This is a genomic window from Micromonospora sp. NBRC 110038, assembly GCF_020884815.1.
Taxonomy (GTDB): Bacteria; Actinomycetota; Actinomycetes; order Mycobacteriales; family Micromonosporaceae; genus Micromonospora; species Micromonospora haikouensis.
In genome coordinates this window covers 25952-47900 of sequence record NZ_BBOL01000013.1, presented here as the reverse complement: position 1 = coordinate 47900, position 21949 = coordinate 25952, and the positions used below count along the sequence as shown (strand labels likewise).

Annotated in this window: 21 protein-coding genes and 1 pseudogene; 14 read left to right on the top strand and 8 right to left on the bottom strand. The window is 75.5% G+C overall.

Features of this window, described 5'->3' with window-relative positions:
* Nucleotides 1-13 precede the first annotated feature (13 nt).
* Nucleotides 14-694: a helix-turn-helix domain-containing protein gene (locus tag LPU61_RS30375; RefSeq protein ID WP_229406861.1), complete on the bottom strand. Its 681-nt coding sequence runs from the start codon at nt 692-694 to the stop codon at nt 14-16.
* Nucleotides 695-922: 228 nt separating this feature from the next.
* On the opposite strand from LPU61_RS30375, the gene LPU61_RS30370 reads away from it, so the two are divergent.
* The 10 genes from LPU61_RS30370 to LPU61_RS30325 are packed head-to-tail and all read left to right on the top strand — an operon-like array spanning nt 923 to nt 10625.
* The gene (locus LPU61_RS30370) at nt 923-1900 is read left to right on the top strand and encodes an asparaginase (RefSeq protein ID WP_052503993.1); all 978 of its coding nucleotides are present in this window, start codon (nt 923-925) and stop codon (nt 1898-1900) included.
* The gene (locus LPU61_RS30365) at nt 1897-2928 is read left to right on the top strand and encodes a zinc-binding dehydrogenase (protein ID WP_052503992.1); all 1032 of its coding nucleotides are present in this window, start codon (nt 1897-1899) and stop codon (nt 2926-2928) included. The genes LPU61_RS30370 and LPU61_RS30365 overlap by 4 nt, the downstream gene beginning before the upstream one ends.
* Nucleotides 2925-4439: an MmgE/PrpD family protein gene (locus tag LPU61_RS30360; protein WP_229406860.1), complete on the top strand. Its 1515-nt coding sequence runs from the start codon at nt 2925-2927 to the stop codon at nt 4437-4439. The genes LPU61_RS30365 and LPU61_RS30360 overlap by 4 nt, the downstream gene beginning before the upstream one ends.
* Nucleotides 4433-5371, top strand: coding sequence for a polysaccharide deacetylase family protein (locus tag LPU61_RS30355; RefSeq protein WP_229406859.1), 939 nt, complete (start codon nt 4433-4435; stop codon nt 5369-5371). Before LPU61_RS30360 ends, LPU61_RS30355 begins: the two co-directional genes overlap by 7 nt.
* A 1-nt stretch (nt 5372) precedes the next feature.
* Nucleotides 5373-6164 carry an ABC transporter ATP-binding protein gene (locus tag LPU61_RS30350; RefSeq protein WP_043968683.1) on the top strand — a complete coding sequence of 264 codons (792 nt, stop codon included), beginning with the start codon at nt 5373-5375 and terminating at the stop codon, nt 6162-6164.
* Nucleotides 6161-7030, top strand: coding sequence for an ABC transporter permease (locus LPU61_RS30345; protein ID WP_229406858.1), 870 nt, complete (start codon nt 6161-6163; stop codon nt 7028-7030). The genes LPU61_RS30350 and LPU61_RS30345 overlap by 4 nt, the downstream gene beginning before the upstream one ends.
* Entirely contained in the window at nt 7027-8109 is a 1083-nt protein-coding gene (locus LPU61_RS30340; protein WP_082106740.1) for an ABC transporter substrate-binding protein, read from the top strand. The genes LPU61_RS30345 and LPU61_RS30340 overlap by 4 nt, the downstream gene beginning before the upstream one ends.
* A complete protein-coding gene (locus tag LPU61_RS30335) occupies nt 8109-8891 on the top strand; it encodes an HpcH/HpaI aldolase/citrate lyase family protein (protein ID WP_052503990.1) in 783 nt (260 codons plus the stop codon). The genes LPU61_RS30340 and LPU61_RS30335 overlap by 1 nt, the downstream gene beginning before the upstream one ends.
* A complete protein-coding gene (locus LPU61_RS30330) occupies nt 8888-9550 on the top strand; it encodes an SDR family NAD(P)-dependent oxidoreductase (RefSeq protein WP_082106738.1) in 663 nt (220 codons plus the stop codon). Before LPU61_RS30335 ends, LPU61_RS30330 begins: the two co-directional genes overlap by 4 nt.
* 40 nt (nt 9551-9590) lie before the next feature.
* On the top strand, nt 9591-10625 hold the full coding sequence (locus LPU61_RS30325) for a LacI family DNA-binding transcriptional regulator (protein ID WP_229406857.1): 1035 nt from the start codon (nt 9591-9593) through the stop codon (nt 10623-10625).
* A gap of 435 nt (nt 10626-11060) precedes the next feature.
* Here LPU61_RS30325 and LPU61_RS30320 read toward each other — a convergent pair.
* The 4 genes and pseudogenes from LPU61_RS30320 to LPU61_RS30305 all read right to left on the bottom strand — a co-directional run.
* A pseudogene (locus LPU61_RS30320) lies at nt 11061-12284 on the bottom strand (glycosyltransferase); the annotation flags it as partial.
* A gap of 4 nt (nt 12285-12288) precedes the next feature.
* The gene (locus LPU61_RS30315; protein ID WP_229406856.1) at nt 12289-14430 is read right to left on the bottom strand and encodes a glycosyltransferase family 39 protein; all 2142 of its coding nucleotides are present in this window, start codon (nt 14428-14430) and stop codon (nt 12289-12291) included.
* A gap of 44 nt (nt 14431-14474) precedes the next feature.
* Entirely contained in the window at nt 14475-15968 is a 1494-nt protein-coding gene (locus tag LPU61_RS30310) for a cell wall metabolism sensor histidine kinase WalK (RefSeq protein WP_229406855.1), read from the bottom strand.
* Nucleotides 15946-16686: a response regulator transcription factor gene (locus tag LPU61_RS30305; RefSeq protein ID WP_141723685.1), complete on the bottom strand. Its 741-nt coding sequence runs from the start codon at nt 16684-16686 to the stop codon at nt 15946-15948. The genes LPU61_RS30310 and LPU61_RS30305 overlap by 23 nt, the downstream gene beginning before the upstream one ends.
* Nucleotides 16687-16839: 153 nt before the next feature.
* On the opposite strand from LPU61_RS30305, the gene LPU61_RS30300 reads away from it, so the two are divergent.
* The 4 genes from LPU61_RS30300 to LPU61_RS30285 all read left to right on the top strand — a co-directional run bounded on the left by LPU61_RS30300 (nt 16840) and on the right by LPU61_RS30285 (nt 20364).
* Nucleotides 16840-17670, top strand: a complete 831-nt coding sequence (locus LPU61_RS30300) for an FAD:protein FMN transferase (RefSeq protein ID WP_052503988.1) — start codon at nt 16840-16842, stop codon at nt 17668-17670.
* Nucleotides 17671-17815: 145 nt separating this feature from the next.
* Nucleotides 17816-18787 carry a serine/threonine-protein kinase gene (locus LPU61_RS30295; RefSeq protein WP_229406854.1) on the top strand — a complete coding sequence of 324 codons (972 nt, stop codon included), beginning with the start codon at nt 17816-17818 and terminating at the stop codon, nt 18785-18787.
* 11 nt (nt 18788-18798) lie between these two features.
* Nucleotides 18799-19224, top strand: coding sequence for an OsmC family protein (locus LPU61_RS30290; RefSeq protein WP_043968668.1), 426 nt, complete (start codon nt 18799-18801; stop codon nt 19222-19224).
* A 297-nt stretch (nt 19225-19521) separates the two neighbouring features.
* A complete protein-coding gene (locus LPU61_RS30285) occupies nt 19522-20364 on the top strand; it encodes a hypothetical protein (RefSeq protein WP_374199732.1) in 843 nt (280 codons plus the stop codon).
* A 6-nt stretch (nt 20365-20370) separates the two neighbouring features.
* On the opposite strand, the gene LPU61_RS30280 is transcribed toward LPU61_RS30285, so the two are convergent.
* The 3 genes from LPU61_RS30280 to LPU61_RS30270 all read right to left on the bottom strand — a co-directional run bounded on the left by LPU61_RS30280 (nt 20371) and on the right by LPU61_RS30270 (nt 21938).
* Nucleotides 20371-20910 carry a hypothetical protein gene (locus tag LPU61_RS30280; RefSeq protein WP_043968666.1) on the bottom strand — a complete coding sequence of 180 codons (540 nt, stop codon included), beginning with the start codon at nt 20908-20910 and terminating at the stop codon, nt 20371-20373.
* Between the two features lie 165 nt (nt 20911-21075).
* Nucleotides 21076-21522, bottom strand: coding sequence for a response regulator (locus LPU61_RS30275; protein ID WP_043968664.1), 447 nt, complete (start codon nt 21520-21522; stop codon nt 21076-21078).
* Nucleotides 21523-21590: 68 nt separating this feature from the next.
* Complete coding sequence (locus tag LPU61_RS30270) at nt 21591-21938, bottom strand: STAS domain-containing protein (protein WP_043968663.1); 348 nt, start codon at nt 21936-21938, stop codon at nt 21591-21593.
* Nucleotides 21939-21949: the final 11 nt, after the last annotated feature.

The following is a 21949-nucleotide window of genomic DNA, read 5'->3' as shown; positions in this document are numbered from 1 at the left end:
GCGGCCGGGCGGTTCAGCCGCGCAGCAGGGCGGCGGGCGCGACGCCGGCCAGGTCGCGCACGTCCCGGCTCAGGTGCGCCTGGTCGGCGTAGCCGCTGGCGGCGGCCACCTCCGCCAGCGGCGTCCCGGCCCTGGCCAGGGCGAGGGCCCGGCGCATCCGCAGGATGCGGGCGAGGGTCTTCGGGCCGTACCCGAACAGGGCCTGGCAGCGTCGGTGCAGCGCCCGGGGGGTCAGGCCGACCTCGGCGGCGGCCCCGGCGACCGGCCGCCCCGCGGCGAGCAGCCCGGCGACGCGCGCGCCGAGCGGGTCGGGGCCGCCGGCCGCGGCGAGCCGGTCGGCCGCGAGCGCCGCCAGCCCGACGCCCGTGGGCGGTTCGCCCAGCCGCTCGGCGGCCTCCCGGGCCGCCCGGCCCCACAGCGCCTCCAGCGGCACCCGGGCGTCGCGCAGCTCGTCGGCGGGGACGCCGAAGACCGCCGGCCCGACGCCGGGCGGCAGGCGCAGCCCCAGCCACCGCTCCCCGGGCGCGGAGACGCTCAACTGCGCCGTGCGGTCGGGGCCGGCGACCAGCAGGCCGGAGCGGCTGGACCAGAGCAGGTCGAGGCAGCCGTCGGGCAGCACCCGGCTCGGGGTGCCGTCGCTGGTGGCGGTCCACAGCACCGCGCCGGGCAGCGCCGCCGGCCGTTCCTGGTACACCCGGACCAGCATTCCACGCCGCCGCGCCGCCTGGGGAATCCCGCCCCGCGCCCCGCGCAGATCGGGCGAAACGCCCTTCGGCAACACACCGGAAACCGCTCCGACGCACACCGGCAGCCGAATCCGAAAGTTCCACGCCCTGACGTTGTCGCAGCTCTTGTGCAGGGCGAACGTTTGTGCAACGCTCTCCAGCCAAGTGAGCAATCGTTTGCGCAGGAGGGTGGTCCGGTGCGGATCGCGGTGTTGGCAACCGGTGGGACGATCGCGTCCCGCCTGGCTCCCGACGGGACCCTGGCGGTGACCGACTCCGTCGCCGAGCTGCTCGGGAACGTCCCGGACCTGGCCGACGTCGAGATCTGCGGCTTCGACCTCTCCCGCCGGCCGAGCTTCACGCTGACCCTCGACGACATGCTCGGCACCGTCCGGGCGGTGCGCGCCAAGCTCGCCGGCGGCTTCGCCGGGGTGGTGGTCACCCACGGCACCGACACGCTGGAGGAGGCCGCCTACCTCACCGGCCAACTGACCAGCCGGGACGCCCGCGTGGTGCTGACCGGCGCGCAACGCGGGGCCGACGAGCCGGACTCCGACGCCGCACGCAACCTCCTCGACGCGATCCGGGTGGTCAGCGCGCCGGAGCCGGTCGGCGCGGCGATCGTGCTCGGCGGGGTGGCCTGCGCCGCCGTGGAGGGTCGCAAGGTGCACACCTCGGCGGTCTCGGCGTTCTCCGGCGGCCCGGCCGGCGCGCTGGCGCTGGTGGACCCCGACGGGGTCCTGCGGCTGTCGGCCCCGGTGCGGGGCGGCCACTACGCGGGCCGCCCCGTGCCCGACCGCCTGCCCCGGGTCGACCTGGTCAAGCTCGTGGCCGGGGCCGACGGCACCCACCTGCGCGCCTCGCTGCGGGCCGGGGCCGCAGGCGTCGTCGTCGAGGCGTTCGGGGCCGGCAACGCCCCGCCCTCCGTGGCCGAGGCCGTCCGCGAGGCGGACAAGCAGGGCGTGCCGGTGGTCATCACCAGCCGGACGGGGGCAGGACGGGTCCGCCCCATCTACTCCGGCGGCGGGGCCGACCTGGCCCAGGCCGGCGCGCTCTTCGCCGGGGACCTCACCGGCAGCCAGGCGCGGGTCGCCCTGGCCCTGGCCCTGGCCCTCGATGGACCCGACGCGGTGCCGCAGGCGCTGTCGAACCTGGTGGAAGGACGCCGACCGTGAAGACCGAAGCCGTGATGATGAACGAGTACGGCGGCCCGGACGTGCTCGCCCTCGCCGAGCCGGAGCTTGCCGAGCCCCGTCCGGACGAGGTCCGGCTGCGCGTGCTCGCCGTCGCCGTCAACCACCTCGACGCCGACCTGCGCAGCGGCGTGTCCCGGATGGACCTGCGCCTGCCCCACGTGCTCGGCCGGGAGATCGTCGGGGTGGTGGAGGCGGTCGGTGACGCGGTCGTCGACCGCCGGCCCGGCGACCGCGTCCTGGCGCTGCCGAACACCCCCTGCGGCAGGTGCGAACGGTGCCTGGCCGGGCGGGCGAACCTCTGCCCCCGGGCGGACATGCCGGGGATCACCCGGTGGGGCGGCTACGCGCGGCACGCCGTCGTCGCCGGCCGGGGCCTGCTGGACATCGGTGACCTCGACCCGGTGCTGGCCGCGTCGACGCCCATCTCCTTCGGCACGGCCTGGCGCACCCTCTACTCGATCGGGCGGCTGGCCCCCGGCGAGTGGGTCCTCGCCCCCGGCGCCGCCGGTGGGCTGGGACACGCCGTGGTCCAGCTCGCCAAGCTCGGCGGCGCCCACGTCGTCGGACTCGTCGGCGACCCGGCGAAGGCCGACTTCGTCTCCGCCCTCGGCGCCGACGCGGTGCTGAGCACCCGCGACGACGACTGGCCGCAGCGGGCCCGCGCGGCGACCGGGGGTGCCGGGTTCGACGTGATCGTCGAGCACATCGGCGGCGACGTGTTCGAGGCCGCCCTCGGCACCCTCGCGCCGACCGGCCGGATGGTCGTCGCCGGTGGGCACGCCGGCGAGCACCCGCGCCTGGACGTGATCGAGACGTTCCGCAACGAGTACGAGCTGCGCGGCTCCCGCAGCCAGCGGCCCGACGAGATCGCCCGGGTGCTGGCGCTGGTCGCGGCGGGACGGCTCAGCCCCCGCGTCGACGCGGTCCTCCCGCTGGCCGACGCCGCGCACGCGCACCGGGCGCTGGCCCAGCGTCGGGTGCTCGGCAAGCAGGTGATCACCCCATGACCCCCCGGACCGGCCGCCCCGGCGGCCCGGCCCACGTCGGCCGGGCGGCCGTCGCGCCCGACGGCGAGGTGCTGCCCGAGCTGGTGGCCACGGGCGTCGCCGCCGCCGACGCGCTGCTGGCCACCGCCGCCGGGCAGCAACAGGCCCGGCGCGTCGCGGCCCGGCTGACCGCCAACGCGGTCGCCGCCCGCGGCCACCTGCCGGCCGGCCTCGCCCCGCCGGGCCGCCGGGACGGGCGGTGCACCCTGCTGGCGGCCCACGGTGCGACGGACTCCCCCGACCGGGCCGCCGCGGTGACGGCGGCGGCGATCACCACCACCCAGTGCGACGAGGGGCTCCGGGAGGCCCGCGGGCACCCCGGCCTGCACGCGTACGCCGCCGCCCTAGCGGCGACCGAGGACGCCGACGGCGACCTGCGGACGCTGCTGCGCGCCCTGGCCGTCGGCTGGGAGGTGGGCGCCCGCCTCGGCCTGCTGCTGGGCCCCCTGCGTGACGGGGTGCACCCGCACGGCGGCTGGGGCACCGCCGCGGCGGCGGCCGCCGCCGGGGTGGCCGCGGGGCTGGACACCGCCGGCCTCGCCGACGCGGTGAACCTGGCGCTGACCGTCGCGCTGGCCGGCCCCGACGAGTCGACCCGGCGGGGGGCGCCGGCCCACCACCTCCTGCCCGCCCTCGGCACCGCCGCCGGCCTGACGGTCGCGTACCTGGTGCGCGACGGCTTCCCGGCGACCGGGCCGGCGGCGGCCCACCTCGGCCGCACCGCCCACCAGGGCCCGCCGACCCCGGTGGCGGTCGACGCCGCCCTGGCGACCCGGCCGCTGCTGCCCGACGCCTACTTCAAGCCGGTCGGGGTGTGCGCGCACGCCCTCACCAGCTGGACGGCGGCGAGATCGCTGGCCCGCGACGTCCCGGGCGCCGACGTCGCCACGGTCACCGTGCACACCTACGCCGGTGCGGCCCTGCTCGCCGAGCGGTTCCCCGCCAACCGGCTGGCCCGGCAGTTCAGCATCCCCTGGGCCGTGGCCTGCGGGCTGCTGGGCCTGGACCCCGGCGTCGCCGACGGGCGGACCGAGACGGTCCGGCACGACGAGGCGGCCCGGATCGCCGAGGCGGCCCGGATCGCCGAGGCGGCCCGGATCGCCGCGCGGGTCACCGTCCGCCACGACCCGGGCCTGGACGACGGCTACCCGTACGGCCGCCCGGCCGTGGTCGAGCTGCGCGACCGGGCCGGCCGGTGCCACACCGCCCGGGCCCGCTTCCACCCCGGCGACCGCGAGGCCCCGCTGTCTGCGGACGAGCTGGCCGCCGTGGACGCCGCGCTGCTGCGCACGGCCGGTCCGCCGACCGGCGCCACGGAGCTGCTGCGCGCGCTGGCCCAGGCGCCCGGCTCCGTTTCCCTGCGGCACCTCACCGCGCCGGTGCGCGGCGAGGCGCCGTCCCCCACCGGTGGCCCGGGGCCGACCCCCGCCGCGCCGGGCACCTCCCGCAGAAAGGACACGGCTTCATGGTGAGCAGAGTGGAACCCGGCACCGAGCGGGACTTCCTCGGCTACGGGGCGGACCTGCCCCGCGTCGAGTGGCCCGGCGGTGCGCGGGTCGCGGTCAGCCTGTGCCTCAACTACGAGGAGGGTGCGGAGCACAGCCTCCTCGACGGCGACGACGTCAACGAGTGGGTGGGCGAGATCTCGTACACCCCGACCAGCGCGGCGCACCGCGACCTGTCCCAGGAGTCCGTGTACGAGTACGGCAGCCGGGCCGGGGGTTGGCGGCTGCTGCGGCTGTTCGAGCGGATGGGCACGCCGGTAACCGTGTACGGCTGCGCCGAGGCGCTGGCCCGCAACCGGCCCCTGACCGCGGCGTTCGTCGAGGCCGGGCATGAGATCTGCTCGCACGGGCTGCGCTGGAGGGAGCCGTCGGGCATGACCGAGGAGCAGGAGCGCGCGGAGATCCGGCGGGCGGTGGAGCTGATCGGCGAGCTGTGCGGCGAGCGGCCCGTCGGCTGGTACTCCCGGTACGCGCCGTCGGAGCGGACCCGGCGGCTGCTCGTCGAGGAGGGCGGCTTCCGGTACGACTCCAACGCCTACAACGACGACCTGCCGTACTGGGTGGACGTGGCGGGCACGCGGCACCTCGTCGTGCCCTACACCCACACGTACAACGACGGCCGGTTCGCCTTCAGCCCCGGCTACGCGAACCCCACGGACTTCTTCGAGAACTGCCGCCGCGGCATCGAGTACCTGTGGGAGGAGGGCGAGACCTCCCCCAAGATGATCTCCATTGGCCTGCACGCCCGGCTCATCGGCCAGGCCGGCCGCGCCTCGGCGCTGCGTGACCTCATCGCCTGGGCGCAGGAGCTGCCCGGGGTCTGGTTCGCCCGCCGCCGCGACATCGCCGACTGGTGGCACGCCAACTACCCGGACCTGCCCGCGCACGGGGGGCGATGAGATGCGTATCGAGATCGACAACGTGGCCAAGGGCTACCCGCGCGCCGACGGCTCGCGACTGTCGGTGGTCGGCAACCTGAGCACGGCCGTGGAGGCGCAGGAGTTCGTCTGCGTCATCGGGCCGAGCGGGTGCGGCAAGTCGACGCTGCTGGGCCTGCTGGGCGGCCTGCGCCGGCCCGACAGCGGGGAGATCCGGTTCGTCGGGGAACGCGGCGCCGACGGCCCCCTCACCTCGATCGTCTGGCAGGACTACGCGCTGATCCCCTGGCGCTCCATCGTGGACAACGTCGCGTTCGGGCTGGAGCTGCGGGGGGTATCGGCCCGGCGGCGTCGGGAGGTCGCCCGGGAGCACCTGGCGATGATGGGCATCGAGGCGTTCGCCGACGCCAAGCCGCACGAGCTCTCCGGCGGGATGCGCCAGCGGGCCGGCATCGCCCGGGCGCTGGCCAGCGACCCCGAGGTGCTGCTGATGGACGAGCCGTTCGCGGCCGTCGACGCGCAGACCCGCACCCTGCTGCAGGACGAACTGCTCCAGGTCTGGTCGCGCAACCGCAAGACGGTCCTGTTCATCACGCACAGCATCGAGGAGGCGCTGCTGCTGGCGGACCGGATCATCGTCCTCGGCCCCCGGCCCACCCGGGTGGTGGAGGAGATCCGGGTGCCGTTCCCCCGGCCCCGCGACCGTGACGTGGAGCTGGACCCGCGCTTCACGGAGCTGAAGCGCCACCTGTGGGCGCAACTGCGGGACGCCACCCTGGCCGCCGAGTGGGCCGAAGCGAAGGGGGAACGATGAGCGAGAGCAGTGTGCCGACCCGCGACCGGGCGGCCGGGCAGCCCGCGCCGCCGGTGGTCCGCTACGCGGTGGACCCGCGGGCGGAACGCCCACCGGGCCGGCTGTTCCGGCTGCTCAGCAGCGGCTCGGGCAGCATCGTCCCGGTGGCCGTGGTGTTGCTGCTGTGGCAGGCCGGCAGCATGGCGGGGCTGATCGACAAGACGTTCTTCCCCGCCCCGTCGGAGTGCGTCCGGGCCCTGGTCGGGCTCGTCTCCTCCGGTGAGCTGCTGCCGAACGTCGGCATCACGGCGCGGCGGATCCTGCTCGGGTTCCTGCTCGGCGTGGTCCCGGCGACCCTGCTGGGCATCGCGATGGGCCGGTCCCGCTGGATCCGGGTGCTGGTCGACCCGCTGATCGCGATCACCTACCCGATCCCGGTGGTGGCCATCCTGCCGCTGCTGCTGGTCATCTTCGGCACCGGCGGGCGGCCGATCGTGGTGCTCGCCGGGATCATCTCGTTCTTCCCCGCGGTGGTGAACGCGATGTCCGGGGTGCTCCAGGTCGACGAGCGGCTCATCCTAATGGCCCGCAACCTCGGCGCCGGCCGGCAGCAGATCCTGTGGAAGATCATCCTGCCCGGCGCGCTGCCGTCCATCTTCGCCGGCATCCGGCTGGCCGCCGGGCTGGCCCTGCTGGGCACCATCGCCGGCGAGTTCCTTGCCGCCAGTGACGGGATCGGGTCGATGACCTGGCGTTACTGGCAGATCTATCAGATCGACAACATGTACGCCACGCTCGCGGTCATCGCGGCGATGGGCTTCCTGCTCACCACGGTGACGTTGCGGGTGCAGCGACGCTTCTTCGGCTGGACGGAGGGTCAGAAATGAGATTGACGAAGGCGGGTGTGGTCGCCGGGGTCCTGGGCGTCTCGCTGCTGCTCGGCACCGCCGCGTGCGGTGACGACGCGGCGGAGTCGGCCGGGTCCGGCGGTCCCGCAAAGGTGACGGTGAACTCGCTGGAGATCCTGTCGTTGGCGCCGATGATGGTGGCCGACGCGAAGGGCTTCTTCGGCAAGCACGACGTCGAGGTGGAGTTCAGCAACGCCGACATCTACTCCCGGCTGGCGGTGCAGGGGCAGGGCAAGCTGGACGTGAACATCCCCGGCACCGGCGGCGCGCTGTTCAACGCGGTCAACCAGGGCCTGCGGGTGCGGGTGGTCGCCGACCGGCAGCAGTACCGGTGCGCGTCGGACAACATGCTGCTGGCCCGGACCGCCGCGTACGACGGCGGGCTCAAGGGCGTCGCCGACCTCAAGGGCAAGAAGGTGGCCATCCTGGCCAAGGGGTCGAGCACCGAGTACTGGCTGGACCGGGCGCTGGGGCAGGTCGGGTTGAAGCAGTCGGACCTCGGGCAGGTCGTGACGTTGAGCTACCCGGACACCGCCAACGCGCTCAAGAGCGGGGCGGTCGACGCCGGCTTCCTCGTGGAGCCGCTGGCGTACCAGCTCATCAGCGACGGGCAGGCCAAGCGGGTGCTGGCGATGAACGAGGTGGCCCCCAACCAGGAGCAGGGCCTCATCACCATGTCCCAGGACTTCATCGACAAGCGTCCCGAGGTCGCGGCCCGGTGGATGGCCGGCTGGCTGGAGGGCGTCCGCTACTACCAGGACCCGGCCAACCGGGACGAGGTCGTCAAGATCGTCTCCGAGCGGACCAAGGTCCCGGCGGAGACGATCGGCAGGCTCTACGGCACCGACCAGTGGCCCTACATGGACCCCAATGGGCGGGTGGACACCGCGACGGTGGTCGCCGAGGACGGCAAGTGGCTGCTCGACAACAAGATCATCGAGAAGCTGCCGGAGGTCTCCGGGTGGCACGACGGCTCCGTCGTCGACGCCGCCCTGAAGATCGTCGGTGAGGTGCCGGTGAACCGGGACTGCTCCTCGGTGAAGAAGCTGGAGTCCTGATGTACCCCCGTCCGAGCCGGCTGGCCACCGTCCTGCGCGACGGCGGGGTCGCCCTGGGCAGCCTCACCCTGCTCCAGGAACCGGCGCTCGGCGAGATCCTCGGCGTCCTCGGTTACGACTTCCTCGTCATCGACACCGAGCACGCCGCCGCCGACGAGCAGAGCGTGCTGGCGATGGTGCGGGCGGCCGGCTCGGCGGGGACCACCCCGTTGGTCCGGCTGCGCCGGATCGAGGAGAAGGACCTCCTGTGGTCCCTGGACAGCGGGGCCGGCGGGGTGGTGCTGCCCCTGGTGGAGACCGGGGCGCAGGCCGCCGAGGCGGCCCGGCTGACCCGCTACCCCCCGGCGGGGGACCGGACACTGTGCTCGGCGGCCCGCGCCGCCGGGCACGGCACCGCCCGGGGCGACTTCGACCGGTACCTGGCGTGGGCGGCGGAGAACACGACCACCGTCGCCCTGGTCGAGACGCCCGCCGGGCTGGCCAGCCTGGACGACATCCTCGCCGCCGACCTGGACGTGCTCATGCTCGGCCGCGCCGACCTGTCGGTCAAGCTGGGCCTGGGCTACCAGCCGACCCATCCCGAGGTGGAGAAGCACGCGGTCGAGTTCGTCGACCGGGTGGTCGCCGCCGGCCGGGTCGCCGGGATGCTGGCCTACTCCCCTGAGGAGGCCCGCCGGTGGATCGACCGGGGCGTACGGTTCGTCGTCTACTCGCAGCCGGAGATGCTGCTGTCCACCATGTACCGGCAGGCACGCGAACAGATCCTGGGGGGTGCGGCATGAGCCTCCTGGTGACCGGCGGGGCCAGCGGAATCGGCGCGGCCGTGGTCGCGGCGGCGCGCAGCCGGGGCGAGACGGTGCACGTCATCGACGTGACGACCGGGGTGGACGCCGCCGACCCGGTGGCGGTGGGCGAGTTCGTCGACGCGGTCGGCACCCCGGACCGCGTGGCGCACCTCGCCGGGGTGGTCAGCGCGGGCGGCATCGAGGAGACCAGCCTCGCCGAGTGGGAGCGGACGCTGCGCAACAACCTGACGTCCGCCTTCGTGGTGAGTCAGGCGGTGGTGCCCCGGATGGCGGCCCGGGGCGGTGGGTCGCTGGTGCTGATGAGCAGCCTCAACGCCCGCGACGGCGGGACCCGGCTCTCCGGCACCGCGTACGCGGCGGCGAAGGCCGGGGTGCTCGGCCTGATGCGGCACCTGGCCGTCGACTACGGGCCACGCGGGGTACGGGTGAACGCCGTCGCGCCCGGCCCGGTGGCGACCCCGATGCACGACCGGCTGACCGCGCAACAGAAGGCGGCCCTGCGGGGACGGATGCCGCTGGGCCGGGTCGCCGCGGCGGAGGAGATCGCCGACATCGTGCTGTTCCTGCTGTCGGACTCCTGCGCCACGGTCACCGGGATGACCTTCGATGTGAACGGTGGCAGTCATCTCAGCTAGGTTGCCGGGGACCGGTTCGACGCGCGGCGCGGGAGGCACTGTGAACAAACGGGTGACGTTGCGGGATGTCGCCAGCTTCACCGGCGTGCACGTCTCCACGGTCTCCCGCGTCCTGCGCGGCGACGACGTCCGGGTCAGCCCCGCCACGGCGACCCGGATCGTCGACGCGGCGAAGGAGCTCGGTTTCCACCGGGACCGGTGGGCGGCGAGCCTGCGCAGCGGCAAGACCGGGGTGATCGGGGTGCTGGTCCCCCGGATCACCGACATCGTGCTGGCCACGGTGTTCGAGGGCATCGACGCCGCCGCCGCGAGCGCCGGCTACCAGGCGGTGGTCAGCAGTTCCTGGGACGACGACGAGGCGCGGGCGGTGCGGATCCGGCGCTTCATCGGGGAACGGGTGGACGGGCTCATCATCGGCGACGCCCGGCGCAGCGACCCCGCCCTGGACCGGCTCGCCGCCGAACAGGTGCCGTTCGTGCTGGTCAGCCGCGCCTCCCGGGGGCATCCCTCGGTCACCGGCCGGGACCGCTTCGGCGGCCGGCTGGCCGCCGACCATCTGATCGACATCGGGTGCCGGCGGCTGGCGGTCGTGGCCGGCCCCGACCACGCGAGCACCTCGGCCGACCGGGTCGCCGGCTTCCTCGCGGCGGCGAAGGCCCGGGGGGTGCCGGTGGACCCGCGGTGGGTGGCCCCGTCGAGCTTCGACGTGGCCGGCGGGGCGTCGGCGATGGCCCGGTTGCTGGAGGTAGGGCAGCCGGACGGCGTCTTCGCCGTCAACGACTTCGCCGCCATCGGCGCGATGGGCACCCTGCGTGACCACGGGCTGCGGGTCGGCCGGCAGGTGGCGGTCGTCGGCTACAACGACATCGACGTGGACGCCCAGCTGCTGGTGCCGCTCACCTCCATCCGGCAGCCCCTGCGCGACATGGGCGCACAGGCGCTGCACGCGCTCCTGACCCTGCTGGGGTCGGGCGAAGCCGGGTCGGTGCGCCTCGCGCCCGAGCTGATCGTGCGGGCCACGACCGGCGACTTCGTCCCGCAGGCCGCCGGAGCGCCGGAAGCCGCCACGCCCTGAGCACGTTCCGCACCGTGTGCCACAGCTGGACGGCCGGCGCGCGGACGGACTCTCGCGTCACCCCGTGTCACGGCCCTCACGCGCGGCCACTGCCCTCCCGTCCCCTTTGCTCTGCACCCATATCCGCAACAGGGCGGCGACCTGGGCATCCTCGTGGCCGCCGGACGCGGGCAGGGTGGTCACCGGTTGCGCTCGGTGAACCGTTGCGTATCCGGGTGCAGAGCAAAGGGCGGGCCCGGGGTGCCGCCGGCCGGGGCGGCCGATCGCACGGCGTCACACACCGGCCGTCGAGCACGCCAGCCGTCGAGCACACCCACGGCACGCGCCGGCCGTCGATCACGCCGCGTCACGCGCCGGTGGGCGGCCGGCGTCGCCACGCGCCGGCGGGCGGGCGGCGTCGGGCGCGGCCGGGGCGGTCCGCTGCGGCGTCGTCGGTCGGCGGTGGTGCATCGCGGCGCGCAGCAGGACGAAGCGCAGGGCCGTGGCGGCCAGGTTGGCCGCCACCAGCACCGTAAGCTCGACCGCGCGGGGCGGCGCCGCCGCGACGGCGTGCAGGGCCGCCAGGGAGCCGCTGGTCAGCGCCAGGCCCAGGCCGAACGCCAGCAGGCCCTGCAGGTGGTGGCGGCCGGCGTGCCGGCCCCCGCTGATGCCGAAGGTCAGCCGCCGGTTCGCCGCCGTGTTCGCCACGGCCGTCACCAGCAACGCCGCCAGGTTCGCCCACTGGGGGCCGAGCGCTCCCCGGGTGGCGACGAAGAGCACGAGGTACGCCAGCGTGCTCGCCACGCCCACCGCGGCGAACCGGACGAGCTGGCGCGGCAGCCCGACCGGCACCCGGGCCGGCGGCGGGGCCAGCGGGGCCCGGCCGAGCTGCGCGCGCAGCTCCGCCAGGGGCAGCGACCCGGTCAGCAGGGCCCGACCCAGCCGCCAGATGCCCCGCAGGTCGGCCAAGGCGGTGGCGACGATGTCCACCCGACTGTCCGGGTCGTCCACCCAGTCGACCGGCACCTCGTGGATGCGCAACCCGGCCCGCTGGGCCAGCACCAGCAGTTCGGTGTCGAAGAACCACCCGGTGTCGCGCACGAGCGGCAGCAGCCCGGCGGCCACGTCGGCACGGATCGCCTTGAACCCGCACTGGGCGTCGGAGAAGCTCACCGCGAGGGTGCCGCGCAGCAGCAGGTTGTAGCCGCGCGAGATGACCTCCCGCTTCGCGCCCCGCACGACCCGGGAGGTGCGGGCCAGCCGGGTGCCGATCGCCAGGTCGGAGTGGCCGGAGATGAGCGGCGCGACCAGCGGCAGCAGCGCGGCCAGGTCGGTGGACAGGTCCACGTCCATGTACGCCAGCACCGGCGCGTCCGACGCCGACCAGGCCGCCCGCAGCGCCCGGCCCCGGCCCTTGGCGTCCAGGTGCCGCACCGTGACCTGCGGCAGCTCGTCGGCGAGGCCGTCGGCCACGGCCAGGGTGCCGTCGGTGCTGGCGTTGTCGGCGACGGTGATCCGGAACGGATACGGGAAGTGCGCGGTGAGGTGCGCGTGCAGCCGCCGCACGCAGGGCCCGAGGTCGGTCTCCTCGTTGTAGACGGGGATCACCACGTCGAGCACCGCGGGCGGGGCGGCGACGCGGGCGTCCACGGTGGGGCGCGGCTCGGTGGATGCGGTCATCGGTTCAGCCCTCCTGTCCGCTGGTCAGGTCGTAGACGGTGACGCCGTCGACGGTGGTCGCCTCGAAGGTCTCGGCGACCCAGGCGGCGATCTCCTGCGAGGCGGAGCTGCCGCCGTTGGCGCGGAACCCGCCGCCGCCGACGAAGTAGTGGATCTTGCCCTCGGCCACGTACCGCTGGAACTGCGCGAGCGTCGGGGACGGGTCGCTGCCGTTGAACCCGCCGATCGACATGACCGGTTCGCCCGTGGCGAGCTGGTAGCCGGAGGCGTTCTGGGAGCCGATGGTGGCCGCCACCCAGGTGTAGTCGACGGCGTTGGCCTCCAGCAGGCTGCGCAGCTCGGCGCTGGGCTCCCGGGAGTCGAGCAGGCCGCCCATGCCGCCGCCGGCCGGGCCACGGCCCTGGCCGCCCCCGCCGGGCAGTTGGCCGCCGCTTTGGGCCTGGCCGCCGCCCTGGGCCTGGCCGCCGCCGGGGAAGCCGGGGAACTGACCGCCCGGTGCCTGGGCGCCGCCGGGGAAGGCGAGCTGGCCGTCGGTCCGGTTCTGGCCGCCCGGCGCGTTCTGGCCGCCGTCGCGCATCCGGCCGCCGCCGGGGAAGCCGCCCCGGCCCGGGCCGGAGCCACCCTCCACGGCGGGACCGGCGCTGGGGATCGACCCGGTGTGCGGGGTCGCGGCGGTCTGGAGCGAGTACGCCACCGGGCCGGCGAGCGCCGCCGTCGCGCCCAGCGCCACGAGCACCGGGACGGCCCGCCGGGCCAGCCGGTCGGCGACGACCAGCAGCACCGCTGCGGCCAGGCCGCCGGCCAGCACGGCCGTGCGCAGCCAGGGGTACCAGTCGGGGCTGCGGCCGAGCAGCCGCCACGACCACCAGGCGGTGACGGCGAGGGTGGCGGCCAGGGTGACGGTCGCCGCCAGCGCCTGCCAGCGGGGCACGCCCGGCGCCCGGCGCTGCCACAGCAGGGTGACGCCGATGCCGACGAGCGCGCCGACGGCCGGGGCCAGCGCCACCGAGTAGTACGCGTGGAAGATCCCGGACATGAAGCTGAAGATGACGCCGGTGACCAGCAGCCAGCCGCCCCACAGCAGCAGCCCGGCCCGCCGGCGGTCGGTGCGCGCCGCCCGCCCGGCCAGCAGCAGGCCGGCGACCAGCAGGATCAGCGCGGCCGGCAGCAGCCAGGAGATCTGCCCGCCGTTCTCGGTGTCGAACAGCCGCCCGAGCCCCGTCTGCCCGGACGCCGGCCCGCGACCGCCGACGCTGCCCTCCTCCGCACCGGTGATCCGGCCCAGCCCGTTGTAGCCGAGGGTCAGCTCCAGGATGCTGTTGCCCTGCGAGCCGCCGATGTACGGGCGGGCGCTGGCCGGCACCAGCTCGACGACCGCCACCCACCAGCCGGCGGCCACCACGACGCCGAGGCCGGCGGCCAGCACCTGCCGTACCCGCCGCCAGAAGCCGGTGGGCGCGGCCAGCAGGTACACCCCCGCGAAGACCGGGATCACCAGGAACGCCTGGAGCATCTTGGTGAGGAAGCCGAAGCCGACCAGCGCTCCCGCGAGGACGATCCACCGGGTGCTGGCGGTCTCCACGGCCCGGACGGTGGCGTACGCGGCGCCGATCAGCAGCAGCACGAGCAGGGCGTCGGGGTTGTTGAACCGGAACATCAGCGTCGCCACCGGGGTGACGGCGAGGACCGCGCCGGCGATCAGGCCGGCCGCCGGGCCGTACCAGCGGCGGACGGTGGCGAACAGCACGCCGACGGAGGCGACGCCGAGCAGGGCCTGCGGGACGAGGATCGCCCAGCTGTTGAGGCCGAAGACGCGCACCGACAGCGCCATCAGCCACAGCGACGCCGGCGTCTTGTCGACGGTGATCGAGTTCGCCGCGTCCGACGAGCCGTAGAAGAACGCCTTCCAGCTCTCCGATCCGGCCTGGACGGCGGCCGAGTAGAACGAGTTGGCCCAGCCGGACGCGCCCAGCCCCCACAGGTAGAGCAGCGCGGTGGCCAGCAGCAGGGCCGCCAGCGCCGGGCGTACCCAGGCCGGGTCCCGCCGCCCACGCGCGGGCGGGCCGGCGGCGGCCGTGGCGTCCGTCGGCGTGGGGCCGGTCGAGGCCGGCGGGGGCAGGGTCAGCAGGCTCTCTGTCTTGTCCATGCCGCCACTCTGCGCGACCCCACTGGCGACGGGCCGTGGGCGGCCTATGCGGTGGCTGTGGGGTCCGTGAACGCCGGCAACACGACGGTGAACGCCGTGCGACCAGGGCGGCTGGAGACCTCGACCCGGCCGTGGTGGGCGTCCACCACGGCCGCCACGATGGCCAGACCGAGGCCGGTGCTGCCGTGGGCGCGCGAGCGGGAGCTGTCGCCCCGGGCGAAGCGTTCGAAGACCTCGCCCTGCAGGTCGGGCGGGATGCCGGGGCCGTCGTCGGTGACGGTGAGCACGACCCCGTCGGGCTGGGCGGCGAGCCGGGCGGTGACGGTCGTGCCGGGCGGGGTGTGCACCCGGGCGTTGGCCAGCAGGTTCGCCACCACCTGGTGCAGCCGGGCCGCGTCGCCCGGCACCACCAGCTCCGCCTCGGGCAGGTCGAGCTGCCAGTGGTGCTCGGGGCCGGCGACGTGGGCGTCGCTGACCGCGTCGACGACGAGGGCGGTCAGGTCCACCGGCTCGACGGCTAGGGGCCGGCCGGAGTCGAGCCGGGCCAGCAGCAGCAGGTCGTCGACGAGGCTGGTCATCCGGGTGCTCTCCGACTCGACCCGGCGCAGCGCGTGCGCCACGTCCGGCGGGACGCGGTCGCGACCCCGGCGGGCGACCTCGGCGTACCCCCGGATGGCGGCGAGGGGGGTGCGCAGCTCGTGGCTGGCGTCGGCGACGAACTGGCGTACCCGCGTCTCGCTGGCCTGCCGGGCGGCGAGCGCGGCGGCGACGTGCCCGAGCATCCGGTTGAGGGCGCCGCCGACCTGGCCGACCTCGGTGCGCGGGTCGGTGTCGGCGGCCGGCACCCGTACCGACAGGGCCACCTCGCCGCGGTCCAGCGGCAGCTCGGTGACGCGGGTGGCAGTGGCGGCGACCCGGCGCAGCGGGCGCAGGGTGGCCTGGACGATGAGCGCGCCGAGGCTGCCGGCGACGAGCAGGCCGGCGGTGGCGACGCCCGCCTGGGCCAGCACCATCCACCAGACCGTCTCCTCGACGCCCTCCAGCGGCAGGGCGAAGACCAGCGTCTGGCCGTCGACGTACTGGCGGGCCACCGCCCGGTAGTCGCCCCGTTCGCCGAGGTCGATGGTGCGGGGGCGGCCGTCGGGCGTGAGCCCGGCCAGCGGGGCGGCCGCGTCGGCGCCGAGCTGTTCGGTCGCGTCGGCCGCGGTGCGGGTGGTCGCCGACTGGACGCGGCCGTCGACGACCCGGGCGGCGATCGAGCCGGCCGGGAAGCCGGGCGGCAGGTCGACGGGACGCTGCGACGACGGGGGCGGGTTGGTGAACCACGGCGGCCGGTCCCCGGGGCGGCGGCGCTGGTCGAAGGTGAGCTGGTCGTCGACCTGGGCGATCAGGAAGTGGTGCAGCGCCACCGTGGTCAGCGCGCCGATGCCGACGCTGACGAAGGCGAGCAGCGCCACCACGGTCACCACCAGCCGGGTGCGCAGGGACCAGCCGGCCAGCCACCGGCGCGCGCGGTCAGTCGGCGGGTTTGAGGACATACCCCGCGCCGCGCAGCGTGTGGATCATCGGCGCCCGCCCGACGTCGATCTTCTTCCGCAGGTACGAGATGTAGAGCTCGACGACGTTGGCCTGCCCGCCGAAGTCGTAGTTCCAGACGTGGTCGAGGATCTGCGCCTTGCTCAACACCCGGCGGGGGTTGCGCATCAGGTAGCGCAGCAGCTCGAACTCGGTGGCGGTGAGGGTGATCAACTGGTCGCCGCGGCGCACCTCGTGGCTGTCCTCGTCGAGGCTGAGGTCGCCGACGGTCAGCACGGCGTCCTCCCGGGTGGCGATCGCGAAGCCCGAGCGGCGCAGCAGCGCCCGCAGCCGGGCGATCACCTCCTCCAGGCTGAACGGCTTGGTGACGTAGTCGTCGCCGCCGACGGTGAGCCCGGCGATGCGCTCCTCCACCGCGTCGCGGGCGGTGAGGAAGAGCACCGGCACGGTCGGGGTGTGCTCGCGCAGCCGGCGCAGCACCTGGAAGCCGTCGAGGTCGGGCAGCATCACGTCGAGCACCACCGCGTCCGGCTGGAACTGGCGGGCGGTGCTCAGCGCCGCCATCCCGTTGCCGGCCGTGCGCACCTGCCAGCCCTCGTAGCGCAGGGCCATCGAGAGCAGGTCGGTGAGCGTGGGCTCGTCGTCGACCACCAGCACCCGGACGGGCTCGCCGTCCGGTCGGCGCAGCTCGATGCGGCCCTGCGCGGCCTGCCCCTCCATGACCATGCCCCCCATCGTGGGCACGCCCGCTGTGCCCCACCCCAGCAGATCCTGTGTACCAGCTGTGGGAGCGACCCGGTGCCCTCTCACCGCACAGCACGGGCACAGCCGTGCCCCAAGCCCGGTCCAGCCGCGCCCGGCAGGCTGCCCGGCATGGACAGGGAACCGCGCCACACCTGGGAGAGCCGCTGGACGCACCGGGGCCGGCCGGTGCGGGTGGCGGTGACCGGCCGACACGTGCTGCCGGCGGCCCGCCGGGAGCTGACGCTGCTGCTGGCCGGCCTGCGTCGCGGCGATGCCACGCTGGCTCGGGCGCTGCGGGCCGCCGGCCGACCGGTGCCGGTCGGCCCGCTGCTGCGGGACCTCGTCGGCGTCGCGCTCAGCGCGGCCGAGGCCAGCGACGGGGCGGTGGATCCCACCGTCGAGGCGGCCCGGCTGCGCCGCCGACGGGTGCCGGGGCTGCTGCCGGTCTGCGGCGGCGTGGCGGCCGGCCCGGTCCCGGTGGCGAACTGGCGGGCGGTGACGCTCGCCGGGGACCTGCTGGCCCTGCCGCCGACCCTGCCGCTGGGCCTGGCCGCCACGGCGACCGCCCAGCTCGCCCGGCGCTGCGCGCAGCGGATCGCGGCCCGGACCGGGGCGGGGGTGCTGGTCGGCGTCGGGAACCGGGCCGCCGTCGCCGGTCCCGCCCCGCCGGGCGGCTGGCCGGTCGCCGTCGGCGACCGCGTCGTTTCGCTCACCGGCGGTGGCCTGGCCACCGCCGACGTGCGGGTCGACGGCGGCGTGCTGGATCCGCGCACGGGCGCGGCGCCGGTCTCGCCGTGGACGTCGGTCACGGTGGTCGCCCCGGACGCGGTCCGCGCCGCGATGCTCGCCGTCGGGGCGCTGGCCCACGGCCCGCACGGCCCGGACTGGCTCGCCGAGCGGATCGGCGACGGGGCCGCGTACCCGGCGCTCGGCCACCCGATGGCGGCTGCCCCCGGCTGAGCGGTCGTCGGCGGGCGGGACCGGTCCCGCCGGGGGCGCCGGGGCGACACCCCCGGCGGTTTGCCCAGCTCGGGGGCCGGGTATCGGGGCAGGCAGCGCCGCCGTCGACGGGCGGCGCCGGGGCGCGAGCGACGAGGAGCGGTCGATGAGGACGCTGGACGGGCGGTACCAGCTCGAACAGCGCATCGGCGTCGGCGGGATGTCCGAGGTGTGGCGGGCCCACGACAGCGTGCTGGACCGGCCGGTCGCGGTGAAGCTCATCTCCCCCGGGCGCGAGGAGGTCCCGGTCGAGCGGATCCGGGCCGAGGCCCGCTCGGCGGCCCGGCTGGTGCACCCGAACGTGGCCAGCGTGCACGACTTCGGCACGTCCTCGACCCTGCCGGGCCGGCCGGTGCCGTACATCGTGATGGAGCTGGCCGAGGGGGAGACCCTCGCGGCGCACCTGCGCGCCGGGCCACTGGACTGGCGCATCGCGGTACGCGTCTGCGCCGAGATCGCCGCGGCGCTGGCCGCCGCCCACGCGCACGGGATCGTCCACCGGGACGTGAAGCCGGCCAACGTGATCCTCACCCCGTGCGGGGTGAAGGTGCTGGACTTCGGCATCGCCACCCCGGCCGGGGTGCCGGACGAGGCACCGGCCGGCATCGTGGTGGGCACCCCCGCGTACCTGGCCCCCGAGCAGCTCGACCGGCAGCCGGCGACCCCGGCAGCCGATATGTACGCCCTCGGGGTGCTGCTCTACTACTGCCTCGCCGGGCGGCTGCCGTACCCGGCCGACAGCACCACCGAGCTGCTGGGGGCGCGCCGCCGGCGACCGGCCGAGCCGCTGCCGCCGATCGACGGCCTGCCGGCGGAGGTGGCCGGGCTGTGCCGGCAGCTGATGGCCGACGACCCGGCACAGCGGCCGAGCAGCCTGATGGCGGCGCTGCTGCTGGCCGAGGCCGTCGACGCCCGGGTGTACGTGCCGATGCTCGCCACGGCCCCGCCGAGGCAGCGCGGCGGCGCCGGGGTGTCCCCGTGGACCCGGGAGGCGGCGGCCGAGACGACCCAGGCGGCGACGGTGGGCACAAGCCCCGGTTTCGCCGGGCGCGCGCCGGGTAGCCGGGCAGGTGACTGAGGGGGGACGCGATGCCGGATCCGAGTTCCTGGCTGCACGAGGCCACCGCCACCGCCGAGGGCGGTCACGTCCGCACCGACGACGGCGGGTTGTCCACCGCGCTGGCGTCCCCGCTGGCGCCGCACTGCACGGGGCTGACGCCGGAGCAACTGCTGGCGGCGGCGTTCGCGTCCTGCCTGCACCACGCCGCGGTGGAGGCGGCCGGGCAGATCACCGACGAGGCGCACACGGTGCAGGTACGCGCGGAGGCGCGGCTGGGTCGCGACGACGACGGACGCTACCGCGCCGACGTGCGCGCCTCGATCTCCTCCGCCGGGCTGAGCCGTCAGCAACTCGCCGAGCTGGTCGCGCACGCCGACGAGTTGTGGCCGTTCTCCAGCGGTGACAACAGCCGGCACCGGCTGACGGTCACGCCGGCGGAGAACGGGCGCGGCTGACCTCCTCGACGACCGCCGGGACCGACGCCGGTCGACCCCGGATCGGCCCGTCCGGTCGGGCATCAGGCCATCGGCCGAACGCCCGAGCCGGACGTCGCCGCGCGATCGCATGGCAGGCCCGCTGACTCGGCGCCTTTCCACACGGCGAATCGGTCATACCGTAAACAGGGCATTGGCGAGGTTGGACCGGGTTGCCGCCATTCTCGGGGTGATCGTCCGGGGGGAAACCCGCAATCTGTGACGCATGCCACCAACCACCCCGGTGGCAGGGCGCGGTCGACTATCTAGCCTCGGCGGGTGCATCCCTACGACTCCGCCGAACCGAATCAGGCCCACGACCGACCGGATGGCCGACCGGCCGATGCCGCCTCCGCCGAAAGGGTGGTGGGCCGGCACCGGCGTCCCGAACCGCCCCGGCGCGCGCTGCTGAGGTCCACCCGGGTGCGCGCGGCCCTGGTCACGGGGGTGAGCTGCTGCCTCGGCGTCGCCGCGTTCGCCGGCACCCGCCAGGCCGACGGCCCCGCGGAGCCGGTCCAGGGGGCCCTCGTCGATCGGGCCGCGGCCGCCGCCGAGGCCGAGCAGCGCGCCTCCCGCTCCCTCGACCGCTCCCCGGCGGTCCCGGTCACCGTCTCGCCCAGCCCGACGGCGAAGCCCAGCCCGAGCGCCACCCGCAAGCCGAAGCCGAAGCCCGTCAGACCGGCGCGCCCCCGCCCCGTCGCCGGGCTCAGCCAGCTTCAGATGGACAACGCGAAGACCATCGTCGACGTGGGCCGGGACATGAAGCTGCCCCGGCGGGGCCTCGTCGTCGCGGTGGCCACCGCCATGCAGGAGAGCGAGCTGCACAACCTGGCCAGCGACGTGCTCCCCGAGTCCGCGAACTACCCGCACCAGGGCAGCGGCTCCGACCACGACTCGGTCGGGCTGTTCCAGCAGCGGCCCAGCAGCGGCTGGGGCACCGTCCGGGACCTGATGCGCCCCGCGTACGCGGCCCGCGTCTTCTACGAGGCGCTGCTGGAGGTGCCCGGCTGGGAGGAGATGAGCCTGACCGCCGCGGCCCAGGCCGTGCAGATCTCGGCATTCCCCGACGCGTACGCGCAGCACGAGGAGCGGGCCACCACGGTCGTCGCGGCGCTGACCTGAGCCGGCTCAGGCGACCCGGCTGCCCCAGTCGCCCGGCGGCTCGACGGTGACGCCGGCCGCGCCGACCCGGGTGCTCGGCACGCCGCCGTTCGGCACGGCCGCCGCGGCCGTGGGCGTGTCCACCGCCACGGCCGGCCCGGCGAGGATCTCGTCCACCCGGGCCTCCCGGCGTCGGCGCGCGGCCAGGGCGGCCTCGAAGTCCCGGCGGGCGCTCAGCGCCTCGGCGTACACCTGCTCGCGGACGCGCCGGGCCTCCTCGCGGGCCGCGTCCAGCTCGAACCGGGCCTGCGCCAGGATCCCGGCGGCCTCCCGCTCGACGTCGCCCAGCGCCGCCCGCGCACCGTCGGGCCCGGCGGCCAGCTCGGGCCGGTGCTCGACCAGCTCGCACAGGCGGGCCGCCTCGTCCCGGAACCGGTCCCAGTCCCGACCCGCCCCGGCGGCGCCCTCCGCGCACGCCGCCAGCCGGCTCAACCGGACCGCCAGCTGATCGAGGCAGGAGTCGACCTGCCGCCGGTCGTAGCCGAACTCCACGACGGAGAACCTCATACTGTCGCCCCCAGGCAGCCGATGTTTCTTCCCCACCTGAAATCCTCGGCGGCGCGGGCGGGCGGCGAGGGCGTTCGGGAAAAATGTTCAGCATCCGAGCGGCGACGCCCCGGGCGGGCGTCAGCCCGGGGGCGCGGGGTGGGGCATCAGCCCGGGGCGCGGGCGTCAGACCCGCTTGGGCAGCACGACGACCCGGCCGAAGAACTCGTCGATGCGGCGCACCACGTCGTTGAAGTCGTCCAGGTCGATCGGCTTGGTCACGTACGCGTTGGCCTGGAGCGTGTAGCTGCCCACGATGTCGGTGTCGGCGTTGGAGGTGGTGAGCACCACGATCGGGATCGTCCGCAGGTCGTCGTCCTGCTTGACCTCGCCGAGCACCTGCCGCCCGTCCATCCGGGGCATGTTCAGGTCGAGCAGGATCACGTCCGGCCGGCGGGCCTCGGTGTGCCGGCCGGACTGGCGCAGGAACTCCATCGCCTCCTGGCCGTCGCTGACCACGTCGATCACCTTGTCGACGTCGGAGTCGGCGAGGGCCTCCTCGATCATCAGGACGTCGCCCGGGTCGTCGTCGACCACGAGGATACGAACGGGGCCGGGGGTGCTTCCAGCCATGGGAACCTGCCTCGGGTCGACGCGGACGGCGACCTCACGATCGCCTGCTGGCGGGGAAATCTAGCCCATCACGGAGCGGACCGCGCTGTCGGGTGGCCCGTGTCGGGCGGGTAGCCCAGCACCTCCGCCAGCCCTGTCAACCGCAGCACCCGCTCCACCCGGCCGGTGGCGCCGGTGACCCGCAGCCACCCGCCCCGAGCCGTGGCCCGGTTGTCGCCCCGGACGAAGGCGGCGATGCCGGTGGAGTCGCAGAAGGTCAGCTCGGCGAGGTCGACCAGCAGGTGCCGCTCCCCCTGCTCGGTGAGCCGGTCGAGCACCGCCGTGAGCTCCGGCGCGGTGCTCATGTCGAGCTCGCCGGCGAGTCGCAGGCACGCCCCACCGCCGTCCCGCTGGGCGTACGTGACGGTGAACGTCAACGTGGTCCCTC